Raw genomic sequence first — 15,011 nt, forward strand, 5'->3', positions numbered from 1 at the left:
GGCTTGCGCAGCACGTTGCTCAAGTCGCTCATGTCGCATCCCTTGCACAGAGTTCTGACAACATCCGCAGGCGACGTTTCGGTTCGGCGACGAATGGATTGCGCTCGTCCCAGGCATAGCCGGCGAGGATCGAGCTGATCATGCGGCGGATTTCCGCATTGCCATCCGGGTAGTAAATCACGTCCTGGAAAGTCCCGGCGTACCAGCTCTCGACGTAGCAGCGGAACGTATCGACCCCGCGCTTGAGCGGTTCGGCGAATTCACGCTGCCAGTCCACGGACTCGCCTTGCAGCTGACGGTGCAGCACCCCCGCGGCCATGCTCGCCGAGCGCATGGCGATGGTCACGCCAGAGGAAAACACCGGGTCGAGGAATTCCGCCGCATTACCCAGCAACGCAAAACCAGGCCCGTGCAGGGTTTTCACGTTGGCGGAGTAACCGCCGATGGTGCGTGCTGGCGTGTCCCATACGGCGTTGTCCAGTACCCCGGCCAGGCTGGGCGTCTCGGCAATGAAGCCGCGCAGGCAATCGTCGAGGTTATCGCTGCGACCTTCGAAATGTTCCGCGGCGGCCACCACGCCGACCGAGCAGCGGCCGCCGCTGAACGGAATGGTCCAGAACCAGATGTCACGCTGGACAGGATGGGTGGTGATGAGGATCTTGGTGCGATCGAAGTTCGGGTGGACGATGCGGTCTTCGACATGGGTGAACACCGCCTGGCGCACCGGGAAATTCGACGGTGCTTCAAGGTCGAGCAAGCGCGGGAGGACGCGACCGTATCCGCTGGCGTCGAGCATGAAGTCAGCGTCGATGTGGTACTCGCTGCCGTCTTCGCGACGTACGCCAAGCAGCGGTTTGGCCTGGTCGATATCGACGCTGACGATGGTTTCGCCATAGCGGATTTCAACGCCTTGCAGTGCGGCCTGATCGGCCAGCAGTTTGTCGAAATCCGCGCGCTGCACCTGAAAAGTCGTCGGCTTGCCCTGAGTGAAAGTGTCGCCGAAATCGAACGTGCTGTAACGCTCGCCCCAGGCAAACGCGGCCCCGGTTTTCAATTGGAAGCCCGCGGCATTGACGGCATCGAGCATGCCCGCTTCTTCGACGAAATCCAGGCAGTGGGACAGCAGGCTTTCGCCGATGGAAAAGCGCGGGAAATGCTGGCGCTCGATCACCAGTACATCATGTCCCTTGCGCTTGAGCAGCGCGGCGACGATGGCGCCGGACGGACCTGCACCGATGACCACGATCTGGCGACGTTGCATTTCAACGATTGGCATGGGGGCTCCTTGCCGGGGCGGCAGCTATCAATGGGATACGGTGCATGCCGGCCAGTGCCGGCAGCAGGGTCGCGACCAGGCCCATCAGCATCAACGCAAAGTACAGCGCCGGGCTGATGAGCTGTTGTTGCAGCAGCAGGTTGAGAAAGACGATCTCGCTCAAGCCGCGAATGTTCAGCAATATGCTTTCACGCCAGCGGCTGGCGCCCTGGAACGAGGCACCGGCCCAGCCAAGGCCAAGCCAGTTGCCCAGCAGCTTGCTGGCAATCGGCAACAGCAGCAGGGCCGCCAGCTGCACCCAGCCGAGGCTGTCCATTGCGCTGTGCACGTTGATCTGGACGATACCGAAGGTGAGTATCAGTGGAATGGCGATGTACGTCTGCAAGCGACTCATCCAGATTGCCGGCAACGGCAGGACAAGCGGTGCCTTGAGTGCTGCCATGATCAGTACATAAACGATGCCGAAAATGAGGGCATTGAGCTTGTAGTGCTCGGCGACCACCAGTAACGCGAAAAAGCCCAGGCTGTACAGCCAGGTTTGACGCAGGCCCAGCAGCCGCAGGAGCACGGGCAGGCAGGCCCCGGCCAAGGGTAGCAACAGGCTGCTCAGGTGCAGGCTGCCCTGGGCGAAAGCGAACAGGGTCCAGCAAGTCAGGTCGATGATAATCGCAGTCTGCACCAGTCGCCGGGTGGCGGCGTGCGGGTAAGCGATGTGCCGCAGGTACAGGTACAACACCGGGATCGCGGTAATGGCGAACAGCAGGCCGACCGCCAGCGAACTGATCCAGGGTTGCGGTGGCAGCAGCCAGATGGCCGTGGCGAGGCCGCAGGCAAACGGAATGCAGAAACTCGGCAGGGCGATTTTCAGGCTCTGGCGGTCCAGTTGCAGATCGATCACGTCGCTGAGGATGTAGCCCAGCAGCAGCGCGAAACTCAGGCTGTAGAGGTTCTTCAGCCAGGACGGTGACACCAGCGCCGCGCCGCTCAGTTGCCATTGCGGTTCGATCCAGAAGTACATCAGCAATGGCAAGCCGAGGGTCGCCAGCAGCAACTGGCTGACGATTGGAATCAGGCCGAAATGGCGACCGACCCGGGTCGCTACGGCGAACAGTACCAGGGCCATCGCCCAAAACAGCGCGATCATCATGTTGTCGGTTCCGTGATACTGGCGGCATGCACCTGGCGACCGGCCCAGGGCGCGAGCAGGAAGCTGAAGATCAGGCCCAGGCTTACCGACAGGCCGAAGTTGCTCACCGCTGGCGTGCTCGACACTGCCAGCAGGCCGAAGGACAGCCAGGTGGTCAGTGCCGCCAGCAAAGTGCCCAACAGGCTCACGGCGGCGCCGCCGACCTGTTCGCGCATGAGGATGGCGTAGTCGACACTGATCGCCGTCACCAGCAGCAGGCCGAACAGGCTGAAGAGGGTCAATGGCTGTCCCAGCCAGCCGAGACTGGCCAGGCTGCACAACGCCGCCAGCAATGGCAGGGACACAATGCGCAACGCGCCGCCAAGACCGAACGGCAGGGCAAGCACCAGGACGATCAGCGCGCAGGAGGCGAGTTTCAGTTCTGCGGCACTGACCTGGGTGGCGGCGAACACGTTGTTCAACTCGCCCAGTCGATCCACCAGCTTCACGCCCGGCAAATCTTCGGCCTGTACCCGCAACAGGGCAGGATTGTTCAGGCCCTGCAGGCTGACCATCGCCGCCACGCCGTCAGCGGTCGGCCCCAGCCACAACAGGCGATAAGGCTCGGCTAAGGGGCCGGCCAGTGCGCTGTCGATGTCTTCGATGGGCAGGGCCTGCAATTGGCTCAACTCTGCTTGCAGCGCCTGTGCCGGTACGCCGATATCGAGTAACGGCTGCCAAAACGCCGGCAATTTGCTCAACGCCTCACGCACCTTGCGCTGTTCGCTGGGCGGGCTGACCAGTTGGTTGAGCGACAGGTAACCCTGGAGTTTCTGCAGGCCAACCAACTGATCCAGGCGTTCACTCAGGGCGCCCTGGCGTTCGAGCAGTTGCTGTTGATCGGCCGCCTGCACCAGGAAAAACTGGCTGGTGGGTTGATAGCCCGTGATTCGCGCAATGGTCTGCGCTTCGTCAGTCAACTGCTGCGGGGCGCCCACCCATTGGCGGATGTCGTTGCGGGTCTCGAGCTGCACCAGGCCGCCGGCACAAAAAGCGATCAGCAGTGCCAGCAATACCGGCGTGCTCAAATGCCTGAGCAACGCTTCGCGGCGTCCCAGTAAAAATTCGCTAAGGCGCAGCGGCCATTGCGCCGGGCGCAGCTCGGCACCCTTGAGCAGCGCCGGCAGCAGGCACACCGCGGACAAATAGGCACCGAGCAGTCCCGCCGCCGAGAACACGGCAATCTGGGTCAGCGCCGGGAAGGGCGTCCAGGCCAGGGCCAGGTAGCCGATGGCGCTGGTGACCAGGCTCAGGGTCAGGCCCGGCAAGGTCAGGCGTAGCGCCGGCCAACTGTGCCAGGGCTTCAGGCTCCAGCTCTTGGACAGGTAATGCAGCGGGTAATCGACGGCGACACCGATCAGGCTCGAACCCAACACCAGCGTCATCACATGCATGTGGCCGAACAATGCCACGCAGGCCACCGCGCCGAACAGCATGCCCACCAGCACCGGGACAAACGCCAGCACGACACGCCAACGGCGGAAAGCCAGCAACAGCAACAACAGGATCCCGACGGTGGCACCGCCCCCCACCCAGGTCATCTCACGGGAAGCCTGGCGCTGGCCGTTGGCCGCGTACAGCAAACCACTTGCGGCGAGCAGTTGCACATCGGCCCGGGCGGCCTCTTCACGGCTGTGCTGGAGCAGGTCGGCCACTTGCAGCGGCAGGTTCATGTCGAAAGCATTGCCGGTGGCGCGCGCCCGCAGCAGCACCCAGTGCTTGCCATCTTGCTCGGCAATCAAGGCGCCACTGCCAATGTCCAGTTGCACGGCACCGTGCTGTGGCTGGCTGTTCTGGATGCGCCCGGTCAGGCCCAGCCAGTCATCCTGGCTCGGCACCAGGCTGAAACCGGTGAAGGGGTCAAACAGCGCCTGCACCCGTTGCTGGATAAAAGCATCGGGGTGTTCGATCAACTGCTCGCGATCTTCTGCCGCGAGCATGGCCAATCGGCCTTGCAGCAGTTGCGTGCGCAAGGCCGGCAAGTCGGCTTGCAGGTTCCATTGGACCTTGTCGAACAGGCCGCTGGCTTGCCACTGATCGCCCAGTGTTTGCGCCATGGCAATGGCTTGCTGGCGATCGGTGTGGCCAACCAGCACCAGCATTTCGCGATTCAGCGGTTCCTGCATGCGTTGTTCGGCACGCAGTTCCAGCGCATCCGGCGCGGTGCCGGGCACCAGCTCCATCAGGTTGGCCGACAGCGGGGCGCCGTCGCGCCATTGCCAGCCGGCAAGCGCCAGCACTGCCAGCAGCAGGATCAGGAACAGCCAGGGTAGCCTGCGTTCACTCGGCAAAGTCATGCTGCTCCGTGTCGCTTAACGGTTGCGCGCTGGTGCTGTCTTGCATGCGCAACAGCGTGCTGTCACCTTGGGTTTCCAGCAGCTCGATGCTGTGGACCAGTTCGCCGCCGGTGATGTTGATCTGGTTGAACACCTGCTTGAGCAGCATCGAGCGTGGCGTCAACTTCAGTGTCCAGTTTTGTGCATCGCCACTGAGCGCCAGCTCGAAATCCCGTTGCAGTCCGCTGCTGTCGCCTTGCAGGACGGCCAGGAACAAGCGGTTCTGCTCAGCGCCGGCGCTCTTGCCCGGCAACATCTGCCAGCCGCTGGCATCACGCCGGGCAATGCCTGTGGGGGTGATGCGGTAGTCCTGTTGCAACGGCGTTTTCAGCAGCCACAACAACCCGTGATTCTTCGCCAGGACGAAAGTGCCCTTGCTGGTCAGTGGCTGGGGCAGGGCGCGCAGGCGTTTTTCCTGAATGAAGTTGCCATGGATGACATCGGGCCTGGCCAGTTGCTCGCTGAGCTGCTGTAGATCGAAGGCGTTGGCCAGCCCAGGAATGCCCAGTAACAGCCAGAACACTGTAGGAGCGAGCATGCTCGCGAAAAACCTGAGGGCACCGCGGGGTGACAGGCGCCCAGCGTCATCGTTAGCGACCATCGCGAGCAGGCTCGCTCCTACAGGGCCGGAAATCATGGTAAGGCCCTCGCCACGGCGTCGGTAAATACCTTCGGCGAGGCCAATTGCATTTCGCGATTGCTCATGTCGACGGCGACCTGTACGGAAACACCACGGGTCAGGCGTTCGCCGGTTTCCAGGTCGCTGATCAGGTAATTGATCTTCAACCGGTTCTCCCATTCCACCAGATTGGCGCGCACGTTGAGCGTCTGGCCGAACTGGGCACCGCGTATGTAGCGCAATTGCAGGTCGATCACCGGCCACGCATAGCCCGATTCGGACATTGCCGTGTAGTTGTGGCCGATCTTGTCCAGCAAGGCGCAGCGGGCGATTTCCAAGTATTTGACGTAATGGCCGTGCCAGACGACGTTCATCCTGTCGACGTCGAAGAACGGCACGAGGATTTGCGTATCGGTGTAGAGCACTCCCTTGCTACGCATGCAGCCTCCAGTGTTGTGCGGCGATACGTTGCAGGCACAGGCGCAGTTCGCCCTCCAGCGCACGGTCTTCGATGACCGGTGGGAAATCCTTGGCCAATGCTTCATGCATGGCCGCCAGAGCCGGTGGCAGTGGGCGCGCATCCTCGGCCTGGGCGCGCAACCAGACGCCTTGGTTGGCAGCCAGCAAGGTGGCGGCGGCGACCTGTTCGGTCAGCTCCAACACGCGGATCGCATCACGGGCGGCGATGGTGCCCATGCTCACCTTGTCCTGGTTGTGGCACTCCGTAGAACGCGAGAACACGCTGGCGGGCATGGTGTTTTTCAGCGCTTCGGCGGTCCAGGCGCTGGCACCGATCTGCACGGCCTTGAAGCCGTGGTTGAGCATGGCGCGGTCGGCCGTGGCCCCGGACAGGTTGCTGGGCAAACCGTGGTTGTAGCGCTCATCCACCAACAGGGCGAGTTGTCGATCCAGCAGGTCGGCGACGTTGGCCACGAGGTTTTTCAGGCTGTCCATGGCGAACGCGATGTGCCCGCCGTAGAAGTGCCCACCGTGCAGCACGCGTTCGGCCTCGGCATCGATGATCGGGTTGTCGTTGGCGCTGTTGAGTTCGATTTCAATGAACGAGCGCAGCCAGTTCAGGCTGTCGGCCAGCACACCGAGGACATGCGGTGCGCAACGCAGCGAATAGCGGTCCTGCAGGCGATGCAGCGGTGCGGTCGGCGCGTCGATGGCCAGGTCCTTGCGCAACCAGGCGGCGACCTGCATCTGCCCAGGGTGTGGCTTGGCGGCGAAGAGGCGCTCGTCGAAATGTTCCGGGTTGCCTTGCAGCGCTACCACGTTCAGCGCGGTGATGCGCGTGGCCAGTTGCAGCAGATAATCGGCGCGGGCGTAGGCCAGGCAGGCGAGCCCGGTCATCACGGCGGTACCGTTCATCAGTGCCAGGGCTTCCTTGGGACGCAGCACCAGTGGCTGCCAGCCGAGTTCGCGGTGAACATCGGCGGCTTGCCGGCGCTCACCGCGATAGATCACTTCACGCTCGCCGGACAGCGTGGCGGCAACGTACGACAGCGGCGTCAGATCACCGCTGGCGCCGACCGATCCTTCTTCTGGTATCAGTGGCAGGATGTCGTGTTCAAGGAATGCCTGCAGGCGTTCCAGCAGCTCCACGCGCACCCCGGAGACACCCTGGCAGAGCGACTGCAAGCGTGCCGCCAGTACCGCGCGAGTGGCTTGCGCGTCCAGCAATTTGCCCAGGCCGCAGCCGTGGAAGGTGTACAGATGACGCGGCAACGCCTCGACGTGATGCAACGGCACGGCGACCACGCAGGAATCGCCGTAGCCGGTGGTCACGCCGTAGATCACGCCTTCCTTGTCGAGCAGGGAGTCGAGGAACTGCGCGCCTTTGGCGATGCGCTGGCGGAACTGCGGGTCGCCCTGCAACTGCGTGGGCGCCTGGCGGTTGGCCAGGGCCAGCACATCGTCGATGCGCAAAGGGCGTTCGCCGAAGATTACAGGCTCAAGCGTTGGCGTCGTCATCGGTCTTCCAGAAAGGGTAAAAGTTGAACCATTGTCGAGGTGCCTGGAGGCAATAGTGACTCAGGCGCTCGGCATAGCGGGTGGCCCACTGATGTATGACCTGTTCGCGGTCGCTGCGTTTCCAGGTGATCGCGTCAGCGAAGGGTTCGAGGGTGAGTCGATAATGGCCATCGGCCTTTTTCAGGCACAGCAGCAGGTGGACCGGGCATTTCAGCAGCCCCGCCAGCAGCCATGGTCCTTGCGGGAACTTTGCCGGATGGCCGAGGAAGTCCACGGTCACGCTGCGCCCGCCGTGCAGCGGCACGCGATCGCCGGCAATCGCCAGCCATTCGCCGCGTTCCAGGCGTTCGTGCAGTTGCAGCATGATCACTGGGTCCAGTTCACTGACCTGGATCAGTCGCAGATTGGTCGCCCCGGCTTCGCCCAGCAAGCGGTTGAATCGCTCGGCGTGCTTGGTGTGCACCAGCACGTTCATGGTGACCTTCTCGCCGATTTCCGCCAGTGCGCGGCAGACTTCGAGGTTGCCCAGGTGGGCGCCCACCAGCATTTGCCCGCGCGTGCCGCGTAACTGGTTGCGCAGCAATGCCGGGTCGATGATTTCGATGTGCTCGATGCCCAGCTTGCCGTTCCACACGTCGAGCTTGTCGAGCAGGGAGTCGGCGAAGGCCATGAACTGGCCGAATACACGCCAATGACTCGGGCGCAGTTCGTCGCGACCGCTCCAGTCGGCGAGTCGTTGCTGATACTCCCAGGCGCTTTGACGGGCACTGCGGCCGAACAGGAAAAAGTACAACACGATGCCGTACAGCAGCGGGCTCAGCAGTCGACGCCCAAGCACCTTGGTGGCGACCGCGGTAAATTTCATCAGCCAGAAGCTGCCGCGCTCCTCGCGGTCGGCCCAGTGTTGCTTGTCGACGTTCATGTGCGCCACCGACGCCAGAGGATCAGCGGCGAGCGCAGCAGCATGCCGAAGAACAACCGGGTGTGCATGCTGGTAATCAGTACGTTGTCGTGGAACATGCGGAAATGCGAAACACCGTCCAGCGGGTAATGGACTCTGGTTTGCAGCCATTGCATCGGCTGCCCGCGCCAAGCGAGGCGGACCAGGATGTCCGAGTCGAAGTCCATGCGCTTGCCGATTTTCGCCGATTCGATCAACGCCAGGACCGGGGCCAAGGGATAGAGGCGATAGCCGCACATGGAGTCGCGAATCTGCAGCGACAGCGTGTTGATCCACACCATCACGTGGGTCAGGTAGCGGGCGTACAAACGCCCCTTCGGCACGCTGTCGTCATACAGCGGATAGCCGCAGATCACGGCGTCGGGATGGGCGCGGGAGCGTTCGACAAAACGTCGCACATCCTGCAGGTCGTGCTGGCCGTCGGCGTCCACCTGCAAGGCGTGGCTGAAGCCCAGGCGCGAGGCTTCCCGCAGACCGGTCATCACCGCACCGCCCTTGCCCTGGTTGGTGGCGAGGCGGATCAGATACACGTTGTCGCGCAGCGCCAGTTGATCGAGCACCCTGGCACAGGGCGGGCTGCTGGCGTCGTCCACCAGAATGCACGGCAGGTGGTTGGCCAGCAGCGCATCGACCACGGTGGTGATGGCGGTCTCGTGGTTGTAGACCGGGACGACGGCGCAGGGGTTATGCATGTGCCGGCTCCAGCAAAATCCGTCCACTGGAACAGGTGGCGGTTTCGTTGCGATAGGCGAAATACAGCTTGCCGCGGGCTGGGTCGAAGCGCAGGTGCAGTTGGACTTCGTCGCCGGGACGCACCAATTGCTGGAATTTCAGCACTTCCATGCCGGCGAATTTCTGCGGCAGGTTCATCAGTTGCTGGCCCAAAAGCAGCGCCCACTCCACCTGCACCACGCCGGGCAATACGGGAGCTGTGGGAAAGTGCCCGCTGAAATAGGCAAGATCCGGCGGCACGGCCAGCTGCAGGCTCCACTCACCATTGGCTTCCACCTGTTCCAGCACCTGCGGAGCCTTGGGGCGCGGTGCCAGCAGCACGGCTTCGACGTCGGCCTGGGGCAGTTTGCCCTGGGCGTTCAGCGGCAGTTGCTGCAACAGGCGCCAGCGTCTGGGCAAGGCCAGGGTTTCACAATGCAGGCTCAGGTGTTGCCGCAGTTGTTCGGTGAGTGTGCGCCGGCCTTGATTGCGCAGCACATGCAAGCCGGCATCAGTCAACACCAACAATGCGCCCAGAGAGGCGCGGTTTTCCTGGACGACACCCAGGCGCGCTTCGGCCACCCAGTCGTGGGCCATCAGTGCCTGCTCCAGCATCGGCAGCGAGATCCGTTTCTCTTCCAGCTTGACGATCCGGTCCAGTCGTCCAAGCAACTCGAAGCGGCCATCAGCCGCCATTCGCGCTGCATCGGCGGTGTGCTCGATATGGCCGTCAGGCAAGTAGGGCGAGGCGATGAGCAAAGCCCCCTCGTTGTCCTGGGTCAACTGGACGCCAGCAAAGGGTTGCCACAGTGACTGGCCCTGGCGCCAGGCGATGCCGCCGGTTTCCGAACTGCCGAATATTTCCGTCGGCCATTGGTGCAGGCGTTCATGCAGACGCTGCGCGGCCTCGGCGGGCAATGCGCCACCGGAAGAAAATACCCGACGTACTGCGCTCAGCGCCGGCCAGTCGAGGTTGTCGCCCATGCGCTTGAGCAGCGCCGGGCTGGCCACCCAGGCGAAGGCCGGGTGTTCGAGACTGGCACGCTGCAGGTCTTCTGGGAAGGCCAGTTGTCTGCGAACGAACGGGCGTCCCGCGCACAGTGGCCACAGTACCCGGAACAGCAAGCCATAGATGTGCTGGGTGGCGACGCTGCCAATGATGCAGGCTGGGCCCAGGTCGGCGCCCCACAGCTGTTCCAGGGCCTGGACTTCATTGACCAGTTGGCGCAGGTTTTTTTCGATGCGCTTGGGTTCGCCGCTGGAGCCGGAAGTGCACAGGCTCAGCGAGCAGCCGTCAAGATCGAGGGCAGCGGCGCCAAGGGGCGCATCCTGATAATCGCCCGGGTGTGTGTCGTCGGGCTGATCGGTGAGCCATAAATCGACTTCACCCGACCAGCGCTGGCGGGTTTGCGGTTGCAAGTCGGCCGGCAGCAACACGCTGACCCCCGCGCGCCAGGCGCCCAACAAGGCAATCGCCAGGTCCGCGGCGTCTTCGAGGTGCACGGCAATGCGCCGCACACCGCGGGTTTGCAAGCCGGCGGCCAGGCGCAGGGCCTGCTCGCGCAATTGTGCGTGATCAAGCTGCGGGTCGGCCGTCACGGCTCGCCCCGGCTCGGCCTTGAGCAACAGATGCTCAAGTTTTATCCAGTTCATGCGCGGCCTCTTACCCGTTGGCGTATTAGCCATTCAATGGCAAACATCAGGCCTATCAATCCATAGGAGATCAGGCCGGTGTACAGCATCCACCAGCTCAGCGGCGCCCACAGTGTCAGGGCTGCGGCGCAGATCCCGTTGCACAGGAAAAATACACACCAGGCGATAGTCACCTGGCGGGTATAGCGAATGGCCTTGGCCGGCAAATGTGCTTCGCGCAGGCGGGCCAGGCGTTCGACCATCGGTGGGCCGTACTTCAGGCTCAGTCCGAACAGCCCCAGCATGAAGGCGCTGATCAATACCGGATACCAGCGCAGCAGTGCCGGGCTGTCGAACAACGCCAGCAACAGGCAGAACAGGATAGCCACGCCCGCCATCCACGAACTGCCTGGCCGTCGCTTGCCGGTCAGCGCGCGGGCCAGCCACAGGCTGCCCAGCAGCAACCCGAACTGCCACGGGGCGAAATGCTCCATGCCGAAATACACCGCAAAAGGGTATAGCAGGCCCGCCAGCAGCAAGCCGAGGCCAATCAATCGACTCATGCGGCCGGTTGAACCAGACGGTAGACCGCCTCGACCACGTCGCTGACGGTACGCACCGACTTGAATTCTTCGGCCGCGATTTTCTTGCCGGTCTGGCGCTTGATGTGATCGATCAGGTCGACCGCATCGATGCTGTCGATTTCCAGATCCTGGTACAGGTTGGATTCGAGGCTCACCCGGTCCGGGTCCAGTTCGAACAGTTCGACCAAGGCATCGCGCAGGGTGTTGAAAATGTCGTCACGAGTTTGCATGGTCCGGTCTCAAGCTGCCTGTTTTGCAGTGACGAAGGCCGCGAGGCTCGCCACGTTACTGAAGTGATTGCGCGTGTCCTTGGCGTCGGCATCGATCTTGATGCCGTATTTTTTCTGGATGGCCAGGCCGAGTTCCAGGGCGTCCACCGAGTCCAGGCCCAAACCTTCGCCGAACAGGGTCTGCTGATCGTCGATGTCGTCGGCGCTGATGTCTTCGAGGCCGAGGGCTTCAATGATCAGATCTTTTATTTCACGGTTAAGATTGCTCATCTTCGGCGAGCTCCTTGATAAAGTAAGAATGCAAGTAATCGTTGAGCTTGCGCGAGGCCAGGGGGGGCGGGCCGAGCGCGGCGAAGGCCTGGGGGTCTATATCGTCCCCCACACGGAAACTGAAGTGTACGCGGCGCTTGGGGATCCGATACCAGGGTTCGGCCTTGGTCAGTGTGGTCGGGCTGACCCGGATCACCACGGGGCTGAGGATTTTCGCACCACGCACGGCAATTGCCGCGCCGCCCCGATGAAAGGCGGGCGCCTGGCCTGGCTGGGTGCGTGTACCTTCGGGAAAAATGATCAGGGTCTGGCCTTGTTTCAGCGCATCGGCGGCGGCATCGAGCATGTCCATGCTGCCATCGTTGCTGATGTATTCGGTACGACGCAGGGGCGTGCGGGTGAACGGGTTATCCCAGAGGCTTTGCTTGACCACGCAGTTGGCGTGGGGGACCAGACCGATCAGAAATACCACGTCGATCAGCGATGGGTGATTGGCAACGATCATCTGGCCGGGCCGACCGAGTTTTTCCGCACCCTCGATTTCGTAGGTCAGCACGCCGGCGCGGGCCATGAAGCGCACGAACAGCCAGAAACAGCGGCTGACAGTCTGGCGCGCCCGCAACCGGTGGGTATGGGCATCACCTGGCAGGCAGGCCAGCAGCGGGAAAATCACCAGGCGCAGGCACAACCCGCCCAACCCGAACAGGGCAAAGCTCGCGGCGGTGGCCAGCAGGCGCCAGTAATAGGCATCGCGGTTTTTTTCAGTCACAGCTTGCGTTGCCAAGTCCATACACGATTTTTCCAGGCATGTTGGCAGGTGGTTTGCGGACCCAGCAGCGTGCACAACAGATTCAACGCGTGCGGCCATCGAGCGTTGGACAACGCATCCGTGGCACTGTTCAGGGACAGCTGCCAGTCATTGCCCGGGGTAATCAGCAGGCCGACGGCATAAGGGAAGGGCACGTCGTCGATCCAGGCCGAATAGGCCTGCGGCGGTTGCTCTTCGGTAACCACCAGTAAAACCGCGGACGAGCCTTCAGCCAGCAGGGCCGCAGCCTCCAGCATGCCGTTTTCAAGGCCGTCGCCGGCGGCGGCCAAGGCAGTCATTTCGCTGGTTTCACCGCGCATGATCGACCACAGGCCGATGATCGCGTTATGCACCGATAGGCTGAACTGGGTTGGCGACAACGGTTGCTCGACGGCCAGGTCGCTGAGAATGTCGAAGGTGCGCGGGGTTTCGCCGTGACGGGAAACAAAGACCAGTGGCAGGTCCTGGCGCCCCTCGGCCAATGGCCAGCCGACACTGAATGCCATTCGCGCCAGACGGCTGAGCCGCCGGCGTTGCATGGCCGGCAGGAACGAGACATCGGGTGCGGCATCGCTGGCCGGTAACATCAACGGTTGGCGGCACCAGGCCTGCCAGTCATCCACGCTTTCGAGCCCCGGGGCCCAAGCGCGCCACTGGGCGATGTTGAAATTAATCACAGACATTCAATCCCGCCCTTGCAGGCTTCCTGACGCGGTGAGTGGCGCAACGGCACGGCACACCCTACGTGGCGCTTGGCGCCGAGTGGTGCGCATTATCCCGGTGCGACGAACGTGTAGCAAACACTGGTTACGTTTTGCTCGATGAGATGTACCGGTCAGTTCACAAAAACTGAACGTTTGGCAATTATTCACATTTTCATCGGGCCGTCTGTCGGCTCAGGTCTCGGCGTATAGTGCCCCCAGCGGCTTTTTCCGTAAGAAAACACTGATGACCATGTAGTCCATGCGCATGCGAGCTAGCGAAGCCATGCCCTGCACCACTACACTCGGTCATTCTTTGGTACACGGAGGTTTTGCAATGCGGCGCGTGGTGTTCAATCAGAAAGGTGGCGTGGGCAAATCCAGTATTGCCTGCAATCTGGCGGCGGTCAGCGCCAGCGAGGGCTATCGCACCCTGTTGGTCGATCTCGATGCCCAAGCCAACTCCACTCAGTACCTGACGGGACTCACCGGTGACGATATCCCGATGGGTATCGCCGATTTCTTCAAGCAAACCTTGTCCTCCGGGCCTTTTGCCAAGAAGAACCAGGTCGATATCTACGAAACGCCGTTCGACAACCTCCACGTCATCACCGCCACCGCCGAGCTGGCCGACTTGCAGCCCAAGCTTGAGGCCAAGCACAAGATCAACAAGCTGCGAAAGTTGCTCGAAGAGCTTGATGGTGATTACGACCGGATCTACCTGGATACACCGCCGGCCCTGAATTTTTATGCGGTTTCTGCGTTAATTGCCGCCGATCGTGTGTTGATTCCCTTTGATTGCGACAGCTTCTCCCGCCAAGCACTTTACGGTTTGCTGGCAGAAATAGAAGAACTGAAGGACGACCACAACGAAGGCCTGGAAGTCGAAGGCATCGTGGTTAACCAGTTCCAGGCCCGTGCGAGCCTGCCCCAGCAAATCCTCGACGAGTTGATCGCCGAAGGTCTGCCGGTGCTACCGGTGTACCTGGGCAGTTCGGTGCGCATGCGCGAATCCCATCAGGCCAACATGCCGCTGATCCATCTGGACCCGCGGCACAAGCTGACACAGCAGTTCGTTGAGTTGCATAACTTGCTGGAAAACACCTGATTCCCAAGGGCAAAACGAAAACACTGTGGGAGCGAGCCTGCTCGCGAAGGCAGGAGTTCAGTCAACAGAGACGTTGGATGTGAATCCCTCTTCGCGAGCAGGCTCGCTCCCACATTTGGTTTTCGGGTGGCCTTTAGATCCCCTGGCTACGCAACCAGCTCATCAGTTGCGCTAACGGGAACGCCCCGCTCTGGCGGGCGACTTCCCGACCGTTCTTGAACAAAATCAGGCTCGGTATCGAGCGAATCCCCAGCTGCGCCGACAATTGCTGGTTCGCCTCGCTGTCCAGCTTGGCCAGCCGACACTTGCCGGCCAATTGCCCTGCCGCCTGCTCGAACACCGGCGCAAACGATTTGCACGGTCCGCACCAGTCTGCCCACACATCCACCAAAAGCGGCAGATCGCCTTTGATCTGACTGGCGTAATCACCTTGCTTGAGTTCGAAGGGCTTGTTCAGCAGGACCTCGGCCTTGCAACGTCCGCATTTTGGATGGTCGCCCAGGCGCTCGGCGGGAATGCGGTTGAGGCCGTTGCAGTGGGGGCAGGGGATGAGGAGTGGGTCGGTCATGACGGATGTCCAGTGAGGAGCGAGTAGTCTGTATCTGGAGCCAC

16 protein-coding genes are annotated in these 15,011 nt (G+C 62.2%); 1 reads left to right on the top strand and 15 read right to left on the bottom strand.

Features of this window, described 5'->3' with window-relative positions; all coding sequences use genetic code 11:
• Positions 1-28: 28 nt before the first annotated feature.
• From PG5_RS05875 to PG5_RS05940, 14 genes are read right to left on the bottom strand one after another with little or no spacing between them, the layout of a single operon-like run.
• Complete coding sequence (locus PG5_RS05875; RefSeq protein WP_020796179.1) at positions 29-1,276, bottom strand: NAD(P)/FAD-dependent oxidoreductase; 1,248 nt, start codon at positions 1,274-1,276, stop codon at positions 29-31.
• Positions 1,263-2,423 (bottom strand): hypothetical protein, encoded by a 1,161-nt coding sequence (locus PG5_RS05880; RefSeq protein WP_020796180.1) that lies wholly within the window; start codon positions 2,421-2,423, stop codon positions 1,263-1,265. The genes PG5_RS05875 and PG5_RS05880 overlap by 14 nt, the downstream gene beginning before the upstream one ends.
• A complete protein-coding gene (locus PG5_RS05885; RefSeq protein WP_033044225.1) occupies positions 2,420-4,759 on the bottom strand; it encodes an MMPL family transporter in 2,340 nt (779 codons plus the stop codon). Before PG5_RS05885 ends, PG5_RS05880 begins: the two co-directional genes overlap by 4 nt.
• Positions 4,743-5,435 carry an outer membrane lipoprotein carrier protein LolA gene (locus PG5_RS05890; protein ID WP_020796182.1) on the bottom strand — a complete coding sequence of 231 codons (693 nt, stop codon included), beginning with the start codon at positions 5,433-5,435 and terminating at the stop codon, positions 4,743-4,745. The genes PG5_RS05885 and PG5_RS05890 overlap by 17 nt, the downstream gene beginning before the upstream one ends.
• Positions 5,432-5,857, bottom strand: a complete 426-nt coding sequence (locus PG5_RS05895) for a thioesterase family protein (RefSeq protein ID WP_020796183.1) — start codon at positions 5,855-5,857, stop codon at positions 5,432-5,434. The genes PG5_RS05890 and PG5_RS05895 overlap by 4 nt, the downstream gene beginning before the upstream one ends.
• Positions 5,850-7,394: a histidine ammonia-lyase gene (gene hutH / locus PG5_RS05900; RefSeq protein ID WP_020796184.1), complete on the bottom strand. Its 1,545-nt coding sequence runs from the start codon at positions 7,392-7,394 to the stop codon at positions 5,850-5,852. Before hutH ends, PG5_RS05895 begins: the two co-directional genes overlap by 8 nt.
• Positions 7,375-8,316, bottom strand: coding sequence for an acyltransferase (locus PG5_RS05905; RefSeq protein WP_020796185.1), 942 nt, complete (start codon positions 8,314-8,316; stop codon positions 7,375-7,377). The genes hutH and PG5_RS05905 overlap by 20 nt, the downstream gene beginning before the upstream one ends.
• Positions 8,313-9,047, bottom strand: a complete 735-nt coding sequence (locus tag PG5_RS05910) for a glycosyltransferase family 2 protein (protein WP_020796186.1) — start codon at positions 9,045-9,047, stop codon at positions 8,313-8,315. Before PG5_RS05910 ends, PG5_RS05905 begins: the two co-directional genes overlap by 4 nt.
• Entirely contained in the window at positions 9,040-10,719 is a 1,680-nt protein-coding gene (locus PG5_RS05915) for an acyl-CoA synthetase family protein (RefSeq protein WP_020796187.1), read from the bottom strand. The genes PG5_RS05910 and PG5_RS05915 overlap by 8 nt, the downstream gene beginning before the upstream one ends.
• A complete protein-coding gene (locus PG5_RS05920) occupies positions 10,716-11,261 on the bottom strand; it encodes a membrane protein (protein WP_020796188.1) in 546 nt (181 codons plus the stop codon). Before PG5_RS05920 ends, PG5_RS05915 begins: the two co-directional genes overlap by 4 nt.
• Positions 11,258-11,512, bottom strand: a complete 255-nt coding sequence (locus PG5_RS05925; RefSeq protein ID WP_020796189.1) for an acyl carrier protein — start codon at positions 11,510-11,512, stop codon at positions 11,258-11,260. The genes PG5_RS05920 and PG5_RS05925 overlap by 4 nt, the downstream gene beginning before the upstream one ends.
• A gap of 9 nt (positions 11,513-11,521) precedes the next feature.
• Positions 11,522-11,782, bottom strand: coding sequence for a phosphopantetheine-binding protein (locus PG5_RS05930; protein ID WP_020796190.1), 261 nt, complete (start codon positions 11,780-11,782; stop codon positions 11,522-11,524).
• Entirely contained in the window at positions 11,769-12,572 is an 804-nt protein-coding gene (locus tag PG5_RS05935; RefSeq protein WP_020796191.1) for a 1-acyl-sn-glycerol-3-phosphate acyltransferase, read from the bottom strand. The genes PG5_RS05930 and PG5_RS05935 overlap by 14 nt, the downstream gene beginning before the upstream one ends.
• Positions 12,548-13,273 (bottom strand): beta-ketoacyl synthase chain length factor, encoded by a 726-nt coding sequence (locus PG5_RS05940; protein ID WP_042955247.1) that lies wholly within the window; start codon positions 13,271-13,273, stop codon positions 12,548-12,550. Before PG5_RS05940 ends, PG5_RS05935 begins: the two co-directional genes overlap by 25 nt.
• 355 nt (positions 13,274-13,628) lie before the next feature.
• On the opposite strand from PG5_RS05940, the gene PG5_RS05945 reads away from it, so the two are divergent.
• Complete coding sequence (locus PG5_RS05945) at positions 13,629-14,399, top strand: ParA family protein (RefSeq protein WP_020796193.1); 771 nt, start codon at positions 13,629-13,631, stop codon at positions 14,397-14,399.
• Between the two features lie 133 nt (positions 14,400-14,532).
• Here the strand turns inward: PG5_RS05945 and trxC are convergent, their stop codons facing one another.
• Positions 14,533-14,967, bottom strand: coding sequence for a thioredoxin TrxC (gene trxC / locus PG5_RS05950; protein ID WP_020796194.1), 435 nt, complete (start codon positions 14,965-14,967; stop codon positions 14,533-14,535).
• Positions 14,968-15,011: the final 44 nt, after the last annotated feature.

The sequence above is a fragment of the Pseudomonas sp. G5(2012) genome, assembly GCF_000408945.1.
In the GTDB taxonomy this organism is placed as follows: Bacteria; Pseudomonadota; Gammaproteobacteria; order Pseudomonadales; family Pseudomonadaceae; genus Aquipseudomonas; species Aquipseudomonas umsongensis.